This is a genomic window from Nocardia aurea, assembly GCF_003123685.1.
GTDB lineage: Bacteria > Actinomycetota > Actinomycetes > Mycobacteriales > Mycobacteriaceae > Nocardia > Nocardia aurea.
Genome location: NZ_QCYJ01000102.1, coordinates 1 through 18081, shown reverse-complemented (window position 1 = coordinate 18081; position 18081 = coordinate 1). Strand labels below are relative to the sequence as shown.

The window sequence follows — 18081 nt, the reverse complement described above, 5'->3', positions numbered from 1 at the left end:
TGAGGGTGTCACGACCTTCCGACGACACAGCCGTGCGGAATGTCAGGCCGCCTCACAATCCGGGTCCCTGTTTCGTCGAATCGATGAACCCGCGTCGACCGAAGGAGCCGACATCATGACCGATTCGCACCAGCCCGAGGTGATCGGTGAACGCCGTCAGCTGATCAATCTCGCCTACCGGCTGCTCGGTTCCCTGGCCGAGGCCGAGGACGTGGTGCAGGAGAGCTACGCGCGCTGGTACGCGCTCTCACCCGCGCAGCGCGAGCAGGTCGCGGCGCCGGGCGCGTGGTTGACGACGGTCGCGGGCCGCATCTGCCTGGATCTGCTCGGATCGGCGCGCGCCAGGCGAGAACGTTATGTGGGCGAATGGATTCCGGAACCGATACCCGGCCGGTCCGAATGGCTCGACGGTCGGGTTTGCGTCGATCCGGTCGACCGTGTCACCCTCGACGAGTCGATCGGCATGGCCTTCCTCGTCGTGCTGGATTCCATGACCCCGGCCGAGCGGGTGGCGTTCGTCCTGCACGACGTGTTCCGCTACTCCTTCGCCGAGGTCGCCGAGATCGTCGGGCGCACCCCGGCGGCCTGCCGACAACTCGCCTCCAGCGCCCGACGCCGCATCGACACTTCGCGGGGACCGTCGGGCGCCGAGCGCGCCGAGGTGGTCCGGGATTTCAAACGAGCATGGGAGACAAAGGATATCGAGGCTCTTATCGGGCTGCTCGATCCACGGGCGACCGCGACCGCCGACAGCGGCGGCATAGCGCTCGCATTCCGCGACCCGGTCCACGGTGACGAACAGATCGCCCGCCTCTGGATGGAAATCGCCACCAGGGGCCCCGCGGTGACCCTGCTGGAGCGCACGGTGAACGGCCAACCCGGCCTGGTGGCGCAGCTCGGCGACACCGTCGTCTCGGTCTACGCCTTCGACATCGCCGATGGCCGGATCACCCATATCTGGGTGATCCGGAATCCGGAGAAACTGCGGCCATGGACGGGGGAAACCACGACTCCGCCGGGGGAGTAGTCCGCCCTCGAGCCGAATCGGCGCGCGCTCGCGGCGGTGAAGCTGATCCGGATCGGAACAGTCGGCCGATCATCCGGTCGGCCCGGAGGTGCATTCGATCCGAACACAGTAGGGTTGCGGCCGTGAGCGGGGATATCGAGGACAGGGCCGCGGAGGCCGCACGCGTGCCCGAGGGCGCGGATCCCAACCGGCCGAACGCGGCGCGCGTCTACAACTACCTGCTGGGTGGTAAGGACAACTACGCGGTCGACCAGTTACTGGCCCACCAGATGCTCGCGGTCGCACCCGATACCAGGACCACCGCCTGGTTCAGTCGCCGTTTCCTGCTGCACGCGGTGGAGATGGCCGCACGAGCGGGCGTATGTCAATTCGTCGACATCGGTGCGGGGATCCCGATCTCGCCCAATGTGCACGAGGTGGCCCAAGCGATCGAACCCGACGCGCGCGTGGTGGCCGTCGACTACGACCCGGTCGTCCACGTGCACGCCAACGCGTTGCTGGTCAGTTCGCCCGGTGTCACATCGATGTTGGGCGACATCCGGCAGCCGGACCTCATCATCGAGCGACTGCGTTCGGAACAACTCATAGATTTCGACCGACCGGTCGCGATCCTGATCGTCGGTGTCCTGCACTACGTCATGGACGACGAGGATCCGGCGGGAATCATCGCGCGGTTGCGCGACGAACTGGCACCGGGCAGCTATCTGGCCTTCACGCACGGAAGCGACGACACGCACAAGGATTTCATCGAGCGATCCTCCGACAGCACCGCGGGCAGTTCCTCGCAGCCGCGCTACCGCACCGAAGAAGAGGTGACGCGGCTGTTGGACGGTTTCGAAACGCTCGGGCCCGGTGTGGTCCCCGTGCAGGATTGGCTCGACGAGGACCTGCCTGGCACCAATCTGGTTCTGCTGGGCGGAATCGGCCGCAAGTCCTGATCCGCCGGACGTCACGTCACGTCGGCCAGGGCGGCGGCGCGGGCCACCATCGCGTCGGCGATCGCCCGCGGCCGCCGACCGAGGCCGCAGGCGCTCGCGATGCCGTCCAGTCGCCTGCCCAGTGCCTGCTCGATCATCCGCAGCGTCGTGGATTGTTCTTCCAGGGAGGGACTTTCGTGCACGAACCCGGCGATGAACCGGGTACCGGACGGCAGGTCCAGTTCGGCCAACGGCGCGTAGAACCGAGGATCGGTGGACGGCGGGACATCCCCGGCGGCGAACGGCCCGTGTATGTATTCGAGCGGTCGGTCCGAAGGCCATCGGCGTGCCACGGAATTGGCGAGTTCGACCAGTGGCCGCGCGTCCCGCAGGGTGACGCGGGACCGGTTGTTCATACTGCCGACGCATAGGTGCACACCGAAGCGGGTGCCCGCGGGCGCGGCCGCGGCCGCCGCGGCGATACCTTTCCCGATGCCGAGGGCCGAGTCCAATCCTTTGTGCAGCGGTGCGGCTTTCGCGGTCAACACCATCTCGGCGGTGGCCTCCAACTGCACGATCACCTCCTCGCCCGCCGACTCGCGAATCGCCGCGATGTCGCGGGCCGCCGCCTCCCGGAAAGCGGCACGGTGCGAACGGATTCCGGCGATGCCCATCGCGATGAAGGCCAGCGTGAAATCGGTCGGCATGCCGATCTGCAACGGCAGGCCGGTGAGATCGCGCTCGGCACGCAGCCGCCGGTAGATCGGCAGCGCCTCCTGCGCCTCGGCGCGATATCCGAGTTCCATGGCGTCGCCGGTTAATTCGGTGCCGCGCGGCACCTGGTACACGGTGCGCTCCCGGCTGGACTCCCACGATCCGGCGCGCTTGACCTCCAGCACCCCCTGCGCCGCCAACCCCTCGATGATCGGCTGGATATAGAACTCGTAGCGGCTCGTCTCACCGGTCGGGAGCGTCAGCAGGCGCGAACCGGCGCCGTCGAGCACGGCCAGCATCGCCTCCTCGGTACTCTCGGCCGGATAACTGCCGACGAGATGCACCGCCCGTGCGCCCATCTCCTGCATCGTGAACCGCAACCTTCCAGGAACATCCTCGTAGCCGTGCCCAGGTCGGCGGAGTTTCGCCATACCGACCGGCACCGTGTTGGAGCTTCTCACAATCTTTTACCGCGCGATAGCTGTGAAACCGGCCGGGGTCCATCAGGATTCGCCGAGGTTTCGCTGTCTTGCGTGTCGCGGGCGCATCGCTATAACCTGCCTCACCGATGGTCGGCCGACAGGTCGGCGCACATCGCCGCCACCCAAGGGAGCCCCCGCGTGCGAACCTCGGTCCGAAACCTGGCCGCCTGCGCTGCTGCGCTGCTGCTGTGCCTCGTCTGCCCCGGCGGGGTCGCCGCCGAACCGACCGCGCCGCAGGCTCGGTGTCAGGAGGTGAGTTTCCCTGTGCCCCAAGGTGTCCTGGCCGCCACCCTGTGCCTGCCGGATCGGCCCACCGAGACCGTGATGGTGCTCATGGCCGGTTCCAACTACAACCACACCTACTGGGACTTCCCCTACGCCCCGGAGACCTACAACTTCCGCCGGGCCATGAACGCGGCGGGATACGCGACCCTGGTGGCCGATCGACTCGGCAACGGCGCGAGCAGCAGACCGCCCAGTGCGTCGTTGACCGCCTCCGCCACCGCCGAGGCGCTGCACGGCATCGTGCAGGCGCTACGGCACGGCGTCGCCGGGGCGGCGCCGTTCGCCACGGTCGTCACCGCCGGTCACTCGCTGAGTTCGGGCACATCGGTCATGGAGGCCACCGCCTACCGCGACGTCGACGGCGTCCTGCTCACCGGCTACTCGCACGCGCTCAACGTCCCCGAGGTACTCGGCGTGATCGGTACTTACCATCCGGCCGTCGAGGATCCCGACTTCGCCTCGGGCGGACTCGATTCCGGCTATCTGGTGACCCGTCCCGGCACTCGCGAACGCAATTTCCACGGTACGGGGAACGTGGATCCGCAGGTACTGGCCCTCGACGAGTCGACCAAGGAGACCTTCTCGCTCACCGAGTACCCCGACGGACTCACCTCCACCCTGCCTGGGATGTCCTCGTTGATCGACGCACCGGTCCTGTTGGTCGACGGCAGCCTGGACCGGTTGTCGTGCGGACCCGAGTTCGCGGTGTGCCGCGACAGCGCCACCCTGCTCGCCGCCGAGGCGCAATACTTCGCCCCCGCCGCGCAATTGCGTGCCTTCGTCCTTCCCGGCGCGGGCCACTCGGTCAATCTCGCGCGCAATACCGTCGCCTATCAGGACGCCGTCCTCGACTGGATGCGGACCGTCGTCGCCCGATGATCCCCGATATCCGGATCTGCGCAGCTCCGGCAATCGAGTGGCTATCGCACGCGCGCGGCGGCTTCGGAGTGGCGGCGGGCGCGCGCATACTGGCGGAGTGAGCGATCAGGGTGGCGTTCCGTCCTTCCATATCGACCAGGTTCATCGAGCCGAGCAGACACTGAATGTGCGGCTTCTCGACGATCAGGCCGAGTTGCCCGGTGTCGTGCGGATGCGCCGGTGGGTTCGCGACGCGCTGGCCGTGCGGGCAGGCGAGACCGCCGTGGATCTGGGTTGCGGTACCGGTACCGAAGTCGTGGAGCTGGCCCGATCGGTCGGCGAGAGCGGCAGGGCGATCGGGATCGATCCGAACCCGTCGATGCTGGCGGTGGCGAGGCAGCGGGCGGCCGGGGTGAGAACCGAATTCATCGAGGGATCGGCCTACGCGTTGCCGCTGCCGGACGGCGTGGTCGACGTGCTCCGCTGCGAACGCGTCTACCAGCACCTGGACGATCCGGCGCGGGCCACCGCCGAGATCGCCCGGGTGACACGACCGGGCGGTCGGGTGGCGTTGATCGACAGCGACTGGTCGACCGCGATCCTGCATCCGGGTGATCCGCAGGTCATCGAGTCGATGCGGCAGCGGATGGACGCCGCCGTCCCGAACCGGCGGTCCGGTCGACGATTGCGAGGTCTGTTGGCCGAGGCGGGATTCGTGATCGAGGACATGGGCTCAGAGGCCGTCATCTGGGGACCGGACTCGGCGGTGCCGATGTGCACCGCGTTCGCGGAAAGCGTTGTCGCGGACGGGACTATCACCGTCGAACAGCGCGATCGGCTGCTCCGCGATGTCGAGCGCGGCATCGCGGCGGGCGACTACCACTTCTCGGTGACGATGTTCGCGGTGATCGCCCGCCACCCCTGACCGCCGACGATCGCGCGATGCCGTGATCGGTAGGCGAACGCGACGGCGGCGTCAGCCTCGGCCGAGATCGTCGGACAGATCGATACGCTCGTCGAGTCCGATATCGACGACGACGCCGTTCTCGATCAGGGCAGGCGCGTCGGTGTTCACCTCGGCGGCGACTCGCTCGTCCACGGCCAGGCCCACGCTGATGGTGCCGCCGAGCAGGGGCAGGCCTTGTGCGAGGGTGCCGATGGCGAGTGCGCTGTTCAGCGCGGCCGCGCCGTCGGAGGTGAGCACGGCACGGCTGTCCTCGCCGAATCCGATGCCGAGGTACAGGTTCTTGTCACCGGGGTTTTTGCGCAGGCGGAGGTTGTCGGTGTCCATGGTGGCCAGCCGCAACGGCTGGCTGTCGAGGGTGGCATCCACGGTGCCGGTCCCGATGTCGAGCGTGAGATCGGTCAACCGGGCCGTCCTCGCGCCGGAACGCACGGTGATCTCGCCACCGAAACGAATCGTGCCCCCGCTGACGCGGTGGCCGAAGAAGGCCACTCGGCCGCCGCCCACCCACAATGTGGCAAGTCCGTCCAGGCCGCTGCCCGGATCCAGTCCGAGAGCCTGCGTCGCGTCCATGACCGTGACGATGGTGCCGCCCGCCGCCGCGGGCACCGCCCCGGCGACCCCGGTGAGAGCGGGACCGACCGAACCGATCATCACCGCAGCGGTCAGTGTCGCCAACTTCCTTCTCGAACGCACAGGGACAACCTCCTCGAAGCCGGGGAAAGATCATCGGTTCCCTTGAGCTTCGTCACCGCGACCCCGTCCGGATTGCCGGATCCTTCACCCGGTTCCGTCGCGAAGGACCCGTAGGAGGCGGAGGTTCCCGATTGTCGGCCGTCATCGGCGAGGGCCGGGCCCGGCGCGCCTGCGGTGGATAGTGCCGCGCGGACCGCAGAATCGCTGCTCATGGCGATCACGGTGGGACGCAGATCGGCGCTCGCACTGCTGGCCGGACTGCCATTGCTGGCAGCGGGTCCGGCTCGGGCACAGTCGGCGCTACCGGGGGTCGGCGTCGATTCGGTGCGCGTGCCCGTGCGGTACACGTTGGCGGCGTTCCGCGCCGACAACGACACCACGGCGGCGGTGTACGAGTCGGTGGACGGGACACGGTTCACGCCGGTGGCCGAACACGCCTACACGCCCGCGACGGGGTTGGTTCGAGATACCAGCGTGCTGTTGCACACCGACGGCTGGTACTACCTCACCTACACCACGGCCGCCGACGCGACCTCGATCGGGCTGGCACGCAGCCGGAATCGGATCGACTGGACGGCGATCGCGCCGGTGCCGATGCTGGTGCCGGGCCGCCTGGAGGGGGCGTGGGCGCCGGAGTGGTATTCCGACGCGGCGGGCAGGGTCGGCATCATCGTGTCGCTGACCTGGGGGCACGGCTTCACCCCGCATCTGCTCGCACCGCTGGGGTCGGGGTTCTCGGCGTGGACGCCGCCGATCCCGCTACTCGGTATGGGCCCGAGCGGTCCGGGTTCGCTGGGCTATATCGATACCGAACTCGTGCGACTGGACGGGCGGGTGTACGCGTTCGCGAAGAACGAGAACACCAAACTGATCGAGCTGGCGGTGGCCGATAATCCGTTGGGCCCGTACAGCTTCGTGGCCACCGGGGACTGGGCGGGCTGGGGCGGCCCGCGCGAAGGACAGTCGGTGGTGAGGCTGCCCGACGGCGGGCATCGCATCTACCTCGACGCGTACACCGAGGGCCGCTATCTCTACAGCGACAGCCACGACGGGTTCCGGACGTGGTCCGCGCCGACCGAACTCCCCGAACTCTCCGGCGTCATCCGGCACGGCACGGTGATCGCCGAATTCGGACCCGCGAAGAATCCGGACGGTCGCGGTGTCGACACGTCCTCGTCGGTACGGATCCCGACCTCGCCCCGGTAGCGGGTGTCGGTGCCGATCGGTCAGGGAGCGTCGAGCACGCTGGCCGGAACGCCGTAGGGAAGGAACCGCACCCGACGGCGATCGTCGGTGTTGTCGCGATGCGCGCGCAGAGCCTCCAGCTCGTTCGGGAAGACCTGGTCGACCCTGGCCTCGCCGTTGTCGCCGAGGCTGTAGATCGCCCACACACCGCTGCCGGTCTCCCCGCTGGTCTCGCCTTCGGGTTTGGGCGCACGCGGCGCCTCCGGGCGGGTGAACTGGCCGAGCAGCGACGCGAGCGAACCGACCGTCGTGTGGTCGACGCGATCCAGGTAGACGCCGGCTTTCCCGAGCAGGTCCCGGAGTTCGGTTCCCGCCCCGCGCAGCGCGCGTTCGAAATCTTCGGGATCGATGCCGAAAGGCCCGTTGGTTGCCATCGCATGTGCTCCTGGGGACGAGTTGGGGTGCTACGCCCTCAGTGTCCTCGCGAAACGCCGACTTCGCCATGTCGACCCCGCCGGGAAGCGGTGATCAGGCCCGGTGGCGATCCTCGGCGCGTAGCGGCGCGCCGACGTGGTGCATATGCTTCAGCGCCTCGCTGTAGGAACGGATCAATCCGGTTTCGTGATACGCCACGCCGATCTCGGCGCAGTAGTCACGGACGATCACCCGGGCGCGCCGCAGATTCGGCGTCGGCATACTCGGGAACAGGTGGTGCTCGATCTGGTAGTTGAGTCCGCCGAGGGCGACGTCGGTCAGCACGCCGCCGCGCACGTTGCGGGAGGTCAGCACCTGTCGGCGCAGGTAGTCGGGGCGCTCGTCGCCGGTCAGGGTCGGCATGCCCTTGTGGTTCGGGGCGAACGTGCAGCCCATGTACAGGCCGAACAGCGCTTGGTGCACCGCGAGGAACGCGAAGGCCTTGTCGGCGGGCAGCACGGCGAACAGCACGGCCAGGTAGGCGATGAAGTGGCCGAAGAGCAGCGCGCCTTCCAGTGCGCGGTGTTTGACCGAACGATTTCGGAGCGCGCGGACTCCCGCCACGTGCAGGTTCAGACCCTCGAGCATCAGCAGCGGGAAGAACAGGTATGCCTGCGCCCGCCCGATGAGACGCGCCGGGCCGCGGCTGGCTCGCGCCTGCCGTTGTGACCAGACCAGAAGGTCGGGCGCGACGTCGGGGTCGAGTTCCTCGTGGTTCGGGTTGGCGTGGTGCCTGGTGTGCTTGTCCTGCCACCAGCCGTACCCGAGGCCGATGCCCGCGTTGCCGACGATGCGGCCGACGATCTCGGTCGGCCGTCGCAGCCGGAACACCTGGCGGTGCGCCACGTCGTGCATGACGAGCGCGGTCTGCGCGAAGGTCACCGCCATGAACGCCGCGACCGCGAGCGTCCACCACGAATCGCCGACGAGGACGAACGCCGCCCAGCCTCCCGCGAACGCGATCCCGACGAGTCCGAGTCGGACGGTGTAGTAGAGGGGACGCCGGTTCATCAGTCCCGCTTCGGAGATCCGCCGTAGCAGACGGGCGTAATCACCGTCGGCGCCACCGCGCCGCGGTGACGGTGTAACTGACGTGGAGACCAAGGCCGGTGTCGTCATAGATCTTCCTGAGAGCTGGGTCGGAGATGCCACCCGCGCGTGTCCTCGATGCGGGTCGATGTCGATCGGAGAATCGATGTCGGAGGGAACTGCTCGGTATGTCGGTGCTGAGGTGACGATTCGAAGCTATCGGCCGAATTCTCGTTCGATGTAATCCCTTGGTATGAGATGGAATCAGTCTGCGGTGTGAGAGGACGCGCGGCGGAGGTGCGAATTCCGAACTCACGGCGACCGCCCGTCCACGACCGCACGGCCGAGAGCGAGCCCTGTGATCGAGCACGCCACCTCGGTGTGCGTCACCTGGTGGATCGCGAATTACTTTGCGGCCCAGTGCATTAGCAAGTTCGGATGGTGCAGTCGGTCCGATCGCCACGAGGATGACGCCGTCGGCGAATCACTTCTCCGGCGGTCGCCACGGTGCCGATCGCGTGCCCCGCACTCTCCTCGGTGTCGGGTTGTGTGCTCGACAGCACCCTAGCGGTCGATCGAATCCCTCGGTGGTCGGGTCCGAGTGGGATCGGGCGGGTTCAGCGCCCGGCCGCGGTGAGCCGGTAGTCCGCTTCGAGCAGCATCCACCCGCTCAGCTGCACGGAGAGATCGCGGCTCAGGTTCGCCGACGACGCGGCGGACGAGTCCGTCGGCTGGAGAAAGGTTCCCGGATACTCCGGCACCGTGACCGCGCGGGTCCAATCCGCCCCGAACAGCGGCAGCCCGTCCACCTCGGCGCGGTGTTCCCAGGCCGCCCGCGCCGAAGCGTGCACGATATCGGCGGCGGTCGTGCTGCCCGATGCCAGCGCCGTCTCTGCGAGGTATCTGGCGAGGATCCCCATGAACAGTCCGGAGTCGTCCCCGGAGGCCGCGATGATCACGCCGTTGTCGGTGAGTCCCGCCCCGGTCGCGGCGACGAGCTCGGCGGCGCGTCGGCGATGGATCGAATCGCCTGTGCGCAAGGCCAATTCGGCTTCGAGACCGATGGACACGCCCTGACAGTAGGTGTGGACGGTGCGGTTGGTCCGTCCGCCGGGCTCGTGGACGCCGTCGATGATCAGGCCGCTGTCGGCGTCGCGCAATCGGGTGTGCAGGAATTCGGCGAGCTGCCCGGCGCGAGACAGTTCGCCCAGCCGAGCCATGGCGATACCGGCGGGACCGATCGCGGGGGTGTTGTAGTAGTCGTCGCCGGACCGCCAGGGCAGAGCGCCGACATCCGGGTTCCAGCCGTCGAGCAACGCGGCACGCAGGTCGTCGACGGCGTCGCCGAACCGGATGCCGAGCAGCCGGTCGGCGCGTTCGAGCGCCAGCACCAGCCAGGCCATATCGTCGTAGTACCGGTTGGTCCAGCCGGTGAGATTACGGGTTCGGATCCCGCGCGCGAGGGAGACGACCCGCTCGACACGTTCGGCGGTGCCCGCGCGATACGCGGCGTCGACCGCGCAGTCGAGCAGGTGGGCCTGCCACCAGTAACACCATCGCCCGAAGGACTGTTCCGCCAGGGACGCGGGCCAGACCAGCGCCCCGAGTTGTCGCTGCGGTAGACCCCAGAGCGTGCGCACGTGCCGCGCCACGACCGCCTGTTCGGCCAGGTCCGCTCGCTTGCCGCACTCCCCGGGACCCGCGGAGACGGTCCGCGTGATCGTCCCCGCCTGTGTCGGCTGCGCCAGCGCGGTCAGCGCGATCGCGCCCCCGGCCGCGAACAGCACGCCGCGCCGTCCGATCCCGTTGTTCCGGCGATCCATCCGTTCGGACTCCTCCTACGGACATCGACGTCGGAACCGAAGACCGCACCGCTACCGTGTCCTGCCGGGGTTGCCGACGTCTGAACTGTTCCGGTTCGTCGCGCGAACTTTCGGCGGAAACGGTGCGATCGCACGCTCTGCACCGCCGCGGTCCTTCTCCGGGTGAGTCGGTGCGCTCAGGCCCGCGTCTCGAAATCGTGGAGCAGCAGTGCGATTTCGAAACCGCGGCGTTGCAGCCAGTGCGCGACGACCGAGGCGCGGGCAGCGGTCGGATCGTCGATCAGGACCACGCGTGCGCCACGCACGGCGATGGTGCGGTGTGAGACGCCGAGCAGTTGTCCGCCTTCGGAATTGATCGATCCGGGCAGGTGTCGCTGTGCGAATTCCTCGGGTGTGCGCACGTCGAGCAGGTAGGTGGTGCGGTCGGGATCGGCCGCCCACTCGTGTGCGGTCGCGAGGTCGACGCGGGCGAACTCGTCGTCGGCCGAGATCGCCCGGACCCACTGTGCGGCGCGTTCGCGAGCGGCCTCGTCGACCGGGCCGTACAGCGCGGTCGCGCCGGTCTCGAGTTCGAGGTTCTCCTGCTTCCAGGCTTTGGTTCCCTCGTGCAGGTAGGACACCCGGTTGGGCACACCCGCGTCGATCAGGGTCTGGGCGCCGATGATCGCGCGGGGCAGTCCCGCGCAGGAGACGACGATGTGGGTGTCGGGGGAGGGGACCACGTCGGCGAACCGCAGCAGCAGTTCCGCGCCGGGCACCCCGACAGCGCCGGGCACATGACCGGCGGTGAATTCCGCGACGGTGCGGGTGTCGATGACGACGACGTCGGCGCTTTCGCTCTTCAGTGTCTCGAGTTCGGCCGCGGTGACCGAGGGTGTCTCGCGTTCGTCACGGATGCCGAGCGAGAACTTCTGGCCCGGAATATCGAAGGTCGGTAGATTCTCGGTGCCGTCGCGGGTCCATTCCGGGATGCCGCCGGACAGGACGTAGACCTCGGTCCGTCCGGCGGCGGTCAGTGCGTCGGCGACGGCGCTCGCGGTCGCGTCGCCGTCGTCGACCAGTACGGTCCGCACGAGTTTGCGTGGTACGAACCGGTCGATCTCCGCCTCGACCCGATCGGCGGGCAGGTTCGTGGCGAACAGGGGCGAGGCGTAGCCGACCACGTCGGTGGGGCGGATGTCGAGCACCGCGAGTTCGTCGCCGTCGGCCAGCCACAGGCGCAGCGTCTCCGAATCGATGGTGTTGGTGGCGGTTTCGGTGCCGTGCCCGATCGATGATGTGCTCACGTGCGTGGTCCACCTTCGCTGGAGGGAGGTCGGATATCCCCGGGCACGATGACCCGGGGATTCACACGGTAAGCCCCGATTTCGGGTACGTCGGCCCGAGATCGGGCCGGGCGGGGACCGTCGAGGGCTGCTGAGCTGCGGACTCGGCACTCGGTGATCGTTCGAATCACCATGGTTCGAGTGTCGCGGGATCCCGCTCGGCAGGCCCCTCGGTCGACGCCCGTGTGCCCTACTTGAATTCCGTCATCGACTTCCCGACATCGGCCAGCGTCACCGGTGCGCCGTAATTCTTGGTGAATCGGTAGAGTTCGACGTCGCAGCGATACAGCCCGGTATCGGGTTTGAAATCGGCGGGCACCCAACCGTCGGGTGTGGCGCGTTCGATATTGAAGCAGGAGACCGATTTCTCCCGATCGCTGAGATTCACCGGCGCGTGCAAGCCGCCGGCGGTCCACGCCTTCTCCGCGCTCGCGGTTTCGTAGAGGCAGCGACGGGTCAGGTCGTCGCCGCACTTGGTCGCGGATTTCGCGAACAACAGCCAGGACGAGATCGATCGAAGCTGCGGAAACGTGATTCGCGCACCGGGAGCGTATTCGGCGAACATCGCCTCGATCTGTCGCACCGCGGGCACTTCGTTCGATTTCTCGAAGGGTGCGACGCCGCTCAGATCCACCACGTTGTTCTGGAATGCCAGCGACGGCCCGAGTTCCTTCAGGAATGAGTCGGCGTAGTTGTTGTTGGTCGCATCGATCCAATCGAGGCGGTACCCGATCTGGGTCAACGCGTCTTCGAGTTTGGGCAGCTGTTCGGGCTGTCCGTTGAAGACCAGTCCGCGGACCCCCTTCTCTTTGATGGCCTGGGCATAGGGCGCCCAGTTCGAGATGCCCGCGACGGGGTAGTAGTCGTGATAGGCGATGGTGGCCCCTTGGGCACGGAATACTTCTTCGGCCATCTCGCCGAGTACTTTCGTGACCGGAGAATCGGCGTCGATCATTCCGACTTTGTCGATGGAAGCCGGATAGCCTTCGTGTACGAGCCATCGGTGGAAGCCGGAGTAGATGTTGTGGTAGGGCAGTGATGCCGGTGAGGCGCTGATCTCGAGGTCGGCGCCGACGGCCCCCGCGCCGGAGACCTGTGCGGGCAGGCTCGGCAGCAGGCACTTGAGCCGCTCTTTGACACCGAGCGCACCGAATCCGGCACCGCCGCCGACGAGGGCGAAATCGTTGCGGCAGGCGTCGAGCATGCGTTGGCGGACCTCGGTGAGGTTCGTGTCGTGGACGACGACTTCGATCTTGCGTCCGGCGACCCCGCCGTGGTCGTTGCACCAGGAACTGAATACCTTGGCGGCATCGACGAATTCGGGATCCTTGGTGAATCCGAAGTCGGTGAAGACACCGACGACGATCTTGTCCGCGGTGACGCCCTGGGCCGAGGACTTCGTCGGCGATCCCTTGCCGCAGACGGCCCCGAGATCTCCGAACTCGCTCGGGACAGACGAACCGGTCGTCTTGCCGACCGTCGCGTCCTCTCCGCCCGTGCCGTCGCGGCCGCAGCCTGCGACCAGCATCAGTGCCGCCGCGAGTATGACGGCGGGTGTTCGGATCGTTCTGACGATTCTGCCGCGCCGGGTGGTGGCGGTCGATCGTTCGGTGTCGATGTGCACAGTGCTCCTTGGTCGATCTCACGCGCGGACGGTCTCGACCGACCCGGGCTACCGGGTGCTTTCGAGGCTCGAGCCCGCGCGTCCGGCCAATAATGTCCGTTTTGCGACGAACCATCTCCTCTTTCGCCGAGTTCGCGGTCGGCACGGCACGGTTCGCACGGCCGATACGCCTGCCGGGTCCGGCTCGAACCGGGCATTTCGAGGGTTCGGCGACCCACGCTTCGGCTGTCCGGGCCGGGGCTCCGGCCCAAGTCAAAAACTGTTTCGGCCGTAACGATCTGCCTCGGGTGTCGAGGGGTGGCGGGGGTCTCGGCTGTGGCCGTAGAAGGCGTCGAGTTGGCGACAAGGGGTATTGACAGAACCGGGGTTCGGTCCGGCGTCCGAGTCCGCGTCGGTGATGTCGCGGGGCGACGCGAGGCTGGTGACCACGTCGGATCTGCTGAACGCCGTCGTCGACGAATCTGCAAAAACGACATTCCGGATAGCAAGAATGCTATTCTCTCGGTCCAGCAGCAGCCACGAAGGAGCCGGATGTGACGCTGAGGAATCGCCCGCTCGAAACCATCGAGCGAACGCGAACCGAGACCACCGCGGTCGTCACCGGCGGCGCGCGTGGCTTCGGAAAGGCTTTCGGCACGGCCCTCGCCGATGAAGGCGCCACCGTCGTTCTCATCGATGTCGACGAGTCCGCCGTGCAGAAGGCCGCCGCCGATATCCGGGCCTCCGGCGGATCCGCGATCGGCGTCGTCGGCGATGTCGCCGACGAGACCGCCATGGCGGCGATCATGGCCGAGGCGAGCGCCGTCAACGGCGGAATCGACGTGCTGATCAACAACGCCGGACTGCACAGCGACGAATACAGCAAACCCATCGGCGAATTGGGATTGCCGAAAACCCGACGCCTCTTCGAGGTCAACGTCGTCGGCGTGATCGCGTGCACCGTCGCCGCGCACCCGCACATGGCGCACCGCGATGGTGCCAGCATCGTCAATATCGCTTCCGCGGCAGCGCATCTGGGCGGCACCGCCTACGGCACCTCCAAACTCGCCGTCGCCGGATTGACCATCACCTTCGCGCGCGAACTCGGCGCCGACGGCATCCGCGTCAACGCGATCTCACCGGGCATGATCTTCACCGACACCATCCGCGCCGAACTCCCCGACGAGGTGAAGGCGCGCGTGAAGGCGATGCAGCTCATCGATATCGACGGTGCCGAGAGCGATGTCGTCGAGGCGATGCTGTTCCTGACCTCGGGCCGCGCCCGGTTCATCACGGGCGAGACGCTGCGCGTCACCGGAGGTATGGCTGCCGGTACGTGAGGCGTCGCGTTCGGTCGATTCGAATCCGGCGCGGTCGGCTCGCGTCACATCACCGTCGCGAAACCCGCCACGGTATCTAATATTTCGAGGACACAGCATGGCAGTCTTGCGTCGCAGCATCTCCCGGTGGATTCAACGCCGCACCTTGGCGGGCCTCGAGCCGGGCCCCTACGACATCGAGATCCGCAAGAACCTGCGCGTACCGATGGACGACGGCGTCGAACTGCTCGCCGACCTGATCACCCCGCTCGGTGACACCGACCCCCGCCTGCCCACCGTCGTGATCCGAGGCCCGTACGGCAGAAGCGGAGGGGTCGCGGCCCAGGCGCGCGCACTCGCGCGGGAGGGTTTCACCGTGCTGTTCCAGAGCTGCCGGGGAACAGCGGGTTCCGGCGGAGTTTTCACCCCGCAGCTCGACGACCAGCGCGACGGCATCAGTACCCACCGGTGGGTACGCCAACAGTCGTGGTGCGCCGGGGCGGTCGCCACCTTCGGCGCCAGCTATATGGGCTACACCCAGTGGGCGGCGGCCGCGGAACTACAGAAAGTCGACCCCGACAACGCGCCCGACGCCCTGTGCCTGATCACCACGATGCCCGACTTCGGTGCCATCACCTGGGACAATGCCGCGTTCTCGCTGCGCAACGCCCTCGGCTGGACTCAGATGATGGACCGTATGCTGCACGGGCAGCGGCTCAGGATGATCCTGAGTCTGCTGCGTCCGGATCCCGCGCTGAACAAGGCATTCGACGTGCTTCCGCTGGCCGAGGGTGACGTGGCGGCGACCGGGCATCGCGTGCACTGGTACCAGGACTGGGTCGGTCACGAGAATCTCACCGACGAGTTCTGGACCCAGCAGTCGCACACCGCCTCCGTCCCCGAAGTCACCGCGCCGGTCTACATGATCACCGGCTGGTATGACATCTTCCTGCCGTGGCAGCTGCGCAACCACGCCCAACTCGCCGCGGCGGGACGCCCCCCGCGCCTGACCGTCGGACCCTGGGGCCATATCTCACGCGGAATGGGCGCCCCCTCGGTCGCCGAGACCGTCTCGTTCCTGTGCGAACACTTCGCCGACGCCGACAGCGACCGGGTCGCGCCGATCCGCGCGTACCTGACCGGAACCGAACGATGGTTCGACCTGCCCTCGTGGCCGCCGCCCGGCACGCGGACCGAACGCCTGCACCTGCACGACGCGGGCGTACTCAGCCCCGACCCGCCAACCGGTGGCAGTACCGTCTACGTCTACGACCCCGCCGATCCCACCCCCGCGCTCGGTGGTCCCGGCCTGCAAGCGAACCCGGGCCCGGTCGACAACACCGCCCACGAGCGCCGCGCCGACGTCGTCATCTTCCGCGGCGATCCACTGTCGGCACCGGTTACCGTCGCAGGTGAACCGTTGGCGCACATCCGTTTTCGTTCCTCCCAGCCCAGCGCCGATGTGTTCGTCCGGATCTGCGACATATACCCGGACGGCCGATCGATGACCGTCTGCGACGGTATCCGCCGGATCGGCGGCATCGCGGATACCGATCCGGGGCCGGACGCCGACGGCTACCGTGACGTCGACGTACCGCTGTGGCCGACCTTCCATCGCTTCGAGCCCGGTCACTCCATCAGCGTGCAGATCAGCTCGGGCGCGCATCCTCGCTACGCGCGCAACACCGGTTCGGGCGAGCCCGCCGCGACGGCGACGACCCTGCACCGCGCCACGCAGGAGATCTCCCACGATGCCGCGACGCCCTCCGGGATCGATCTACCGGTGTGGCCGTCGTAGCCCGCCGGCAGTGTGCCGCGAACGATAGTGGGCGCTGTGTTGTCCATGGAATTGAACCCGAAGCCGGTCGCGATCGATACATAGGGGAGACAAGTCACCCGACTCGATTGCGAGATCCTCATGGACGACACAACCCTGACCGCAGCCGACACCGCCCGGGCACTGGCCATCCGCTCGGTGCGGATCATGGCCGACGGTGAACGCGCCGATTTCGACGCGGTGATCCACCCCGACGCGACCAACCGGGAGGCCGCGGCCGAACCGCCCGCCACCAGGGGCCGCGGACCCGCCGCGTACTACGCGACCGCGCTCTGGCTGCGCGCCGCGTACGCGGACCTGCACCACACGATCGAATCCGCCGTCGTCGACGGTGACCTGGTCGCTCTGCACACCACCATGCACGGCCGCCACGCCGGGCCTTTCGTGGCCTACGGCGCGGACGGGCAGGTGGACCAGGTATTCCCGCCGACCGGCAAGACTTTCGCTGTCACACAGTCACACTGGCTGCGGATCGCGGACGGCAAGATCATCGAGCACTGGGCCAACCGCGACGATCTCGGACAGGCGGTGCAGTTGGGATGGGTGCCGCCCACTCCGATCTATCTGATGCGGATGGCGTTGGCCAAGCGTAAGGCCCGGCGGGAGAACGGGGCCCGATAGCCGGGGTTCGTTGCCCATCGGTGAGTCCGTCGAGTGCGCGTAGACCTGTCGGCGTTTACTTCGACAGGTCAACAGCCTGAATCCGAATACCGACAACGGGATTCGTGCGCACAACCCGGTGTCGAACGAGATCAGGGGGTCGTGAGGCAGAAGAGGGTGGCGGGGTCGGGGACGGAGATGTACTGGTCGGATCCGTCGGGGCAGCGGTCGCTGTCGGTGGTGCCGTCGATGCGGAACAGGACACGGAAGGTGGCCTCAGGGGTGCCGCACGGTACCTGCATGTAGGGAGAGGTATCGACGTCGTTGTAGCAGGAACCCTGCTGGAAGTTGGGTGCCAGGCACAGGCGGAGGGTGCCGGTGCGGGTCTCCTTGGTGTAGGTGGTGTAGTCGGCGGACGGGCAGTCGGCGAGGCCGTGGTGAACGGAGTGAACGCGGTAGACGGCGTTCGGGTCGGAGCAGGCGACGCTGGTGCCGACGGTATTCTCGGGTGTGTTGTCGGTGATGGCGACGCAGTCACCCACGCCGAGATCCTCCAGTGGGGAGGCCGCGGCGTGGGCGCCGAAGGTCAGCACCGATGCCGCTACCGCCGAAGTGATACAGGCGAACAACCTCGAAAACGGGTATTGCATTGTGAATCCCTCCCAGGCTCATACGGTTTCACGTTGTTGTGAACCGGACGACATTACACGAGGCGGTGTGAGCGACCCGCGACCGCAGGATGGGCAGACTCCGAGCTTTTGTCCGGAGAGGACGCGCGAGTAGCTGTGGCTGTCGTCGACAGACCATCTGAATTCCCTGAGCGGCCATCGACGTTCTGTGGTTCGTGCGGAAACCTGGGATCGGTAGGTGGTGTGCGCGGCTTCTACTTACCTCATGACAACTTCTCATAACCCTGCCGAGCGTCCGCAGTCCACCGGTGTGG

General features: G+C 67.5%; 16 protein-coding genes. 8 read left to right on the top strand and 8 right to left on the bottom strand.

What is annotated here, in order from left to right:
* Positions 1-115 precede the first annotated feature (115 nt).
* Both sigJ and DAT37_RS20660 read left to right on the top strand, forming a co-directional pair.
* A complete protein-coding gene (gene sigJ / locus DAT37_RS20665; RefSeq protein WP_109526463.1) occupies positions 116-1027 on the top strand; it encodes an RNA polymerase sigma factor SigJ in 912 nt (303 codons plus the stop codon).
* A gap of 122 nt (positions 1028-1149) precedes the next feature.
* Positions 1150-1965 (top strand): SAM-dependent methyltransferase, encoded by an 816-nt coding sequence (locus DAT37_RS20660; protein WP_232839894.1) that lies wholly within the window; start codon positions 1150-1152, stop codon positions 1963-1965.
* A gap of 11 nt (positions 1966-1976) precedes the next feature.
* Here the strand turns inward: DAT37_RS20660 and DAT37_RS20655 are convergent, their stop codons facing one another.
* Entirely contained in the window at positions 1977-3119 is a 1143-nt protein-coding gene (locus DAT37_RS20655) for a hypothetical protein (protein ID WP_232839893.1), read from the bottom strand.
* Between the two features lie 159 nt (positions 3120-3278).
* Here DAT37_RS20655 and DAT37_RS20650 point away from each other — a divergent pair, with 159 nt between their 5' ends.
* Together DAT37_RS20650 and DAT37_RS20645 are read left to right on the top strand one after the other, a co-directional pair.
* On the top strand, positions 3279-4304 hold the full coding sequence (locus tag DAT37_RS20650; RefSeq protein WP_232839892.1) for an alpha/beta fold hydrolase: 1026 nt from the start codon (positions 3279-3281) through the stop codon (positions 4302-4304).
* Positions 4305-4401: 97 nt separating this feature from the next.
* On the top strand, positions 4402-5208 hold the full coding sequence (locus tag DAT37_RS20645) for a methyltransferase domain-containing protein (RefSeq protein ID WP_232839891.1): 807 nt from the start codon (positions 4402-4404) through the stop codon (positions 5206-5208).
* 51 nt (positions 5209-5259) lie between these two features.
* On the opposite strand, the gene DAT37_RS20640 is transcribed toward DAT37_RS20645, so the two are convergent.
* On the bottom strand, positions 5260-5943 hold the full coding sequence (locus tag DAT37_RS20640) for a hypothetical protein (RefSeq protein WP_157978584.1): 684 nt from the start codon (positions 5941-5943) through the stop codon (positions 5260-5262).
* A gap of 210 nt (positions 5944-6153) precedes the next feature.
* Here DAT37_RS20640 and DAT37_RS20635 point away from each other — a divergent pair, with 210 nt between their 5' ends.
* Positions 6154-7149, top strand: a complete 996-nt coding sequence (locus tag DAT37_RS20635) for a glycoside hydrolase family protein (protein ID WP_232839890.1) — start codon at positions 6154-6156, stop codon at positions 7147-7149.
* Positions 7150-7169: 20 nt separating this feature from the next.
* On the opposite strand, the gene DAT37_RS20630 is transcribed toward DAT37_RS20635, so the two are convergent.
* The 5 genes from DAT37_RS20630 to DAT37_RS20610 all read right to left on the bottom strand — a co-directional run bounded on the left by DAT37_RS20630 (position 7170) and on the right by DAT37_RS20610 (position 13403).
* Positions 7170-7562 (bottom strand): hypothetical protein, encoded by a 393-nt coding sequence (locus DAT37_RS20630; RefSeq protein ID WP_109526460.1) that lies wholly within the window; start codon positions 7560-7562, stop codon positions 7170-7172.
* 94 nt (positions 7563-7656) lie between these two features.
* On the bottom strand, positions 7657-8721 hold the full coding sequence (locus tag DAT37_RS20625; protein ID WP_109526459.1) for a fatty acid desaturase family protein: 1065 nt from the start codon (positions 8719-8721) through the stop codon (positions 7657-7659).
* Positions 8722-9248: 527 nt separating this feature from the next.
* The gene (locus tag DAT37_RS20620) at positions 9249-10454 is read right to left on the bottom strand and encodes a glycoside hydrolase family 76 protein (RefSeq protein ID WP_109526458.1); all 1206 of its coding nucleotides are present in this window, start codon (positions 10452-10454) and stop codon (positions 9249-9251) included.
* A gap of 176 nt (positions 10455-10630) precedes the next feature.
* Positions 10631-11740: a rhodanese-like domain-containing protein gene (locus DAT37_RS20615; protein WP_198654371.1), complete on the bottom strand. Its 1110-nt coding sequence runs from the start codon at positions 11738-11740 to the stop codon at positions 10631-10633.
* Between the two features lie 229 nt (positions 11741-11969).
* The gene (locus DAT37_RS20610) at positions 11970-13403 is read right to left on the bottom strand and encodes an ABC transporter substrate-binding protein (RefSeq protein ID WP_232839889.1); all 1434 of its coding nucleotides are present in this window, start codon (positions 13401-13403) and stop codon (positions 11970-11972) included.
* A gap of 533 nt (positions 13404-13936) precedes the next feature.
* Here DAT37_RS20610 and DAT37_RS20605 point away from each other — a divergent pair.
* From DAT37_RS20605 to DAT37_RS20595, 3 genes are all read left to right on the top strand, one after another.
* Positions 13937-14722: an SDR family NAD(P)-dependent oxidoreductase gene (locus DAT37_RS20605; protein WP_109526457.1), complete on the top strand. Its 786-nt coding sequence runs from the start codon at positions 13937-13939 to the stop codon at positions 14720-14722.
* Between the two features lie 97 nt (positions 14723-14819).
* Positions 14820-16499: a CocE/NonD family hydrolase gene (locus DAT37_RS20600; RefSeq protein WP_109526456.1), complete on the top strand. Its 1680-nt coding sequence runs from the start codon at positions 14820-14822 to the stop codon at positions 16497-16499.
* Between the two features lie 120 nt (positions 16500-16619).
* Positions 16620-17159, top strand: a complete 540-nt coding sequence (locus tag DAT37_RS20595) for an ester cyclase (protein WP_109526455.1) — start codon at positions 16620-16622, stop codon at positions 17157-17159.
* A 131-nt stretch (positions 17160-17290) separates the two neighbouring features.
* Here the strand turns inward: DAT37_RS20595 and DAT37_RS20590 are convergent, their stop codons facing one another.
* Positions 17291-17788, bottom strand: a complete 498-nt coding sequence (locus tag DAT37_RS20590; protein ID WP_157978583.1) for an LppU/SCO3897 family protein — start codon at positions 17786-17788, stop codon at positions 17291-17293.
* Between the last annotated feature and the right edge of the window lie 293 nt (positions 17789-18081).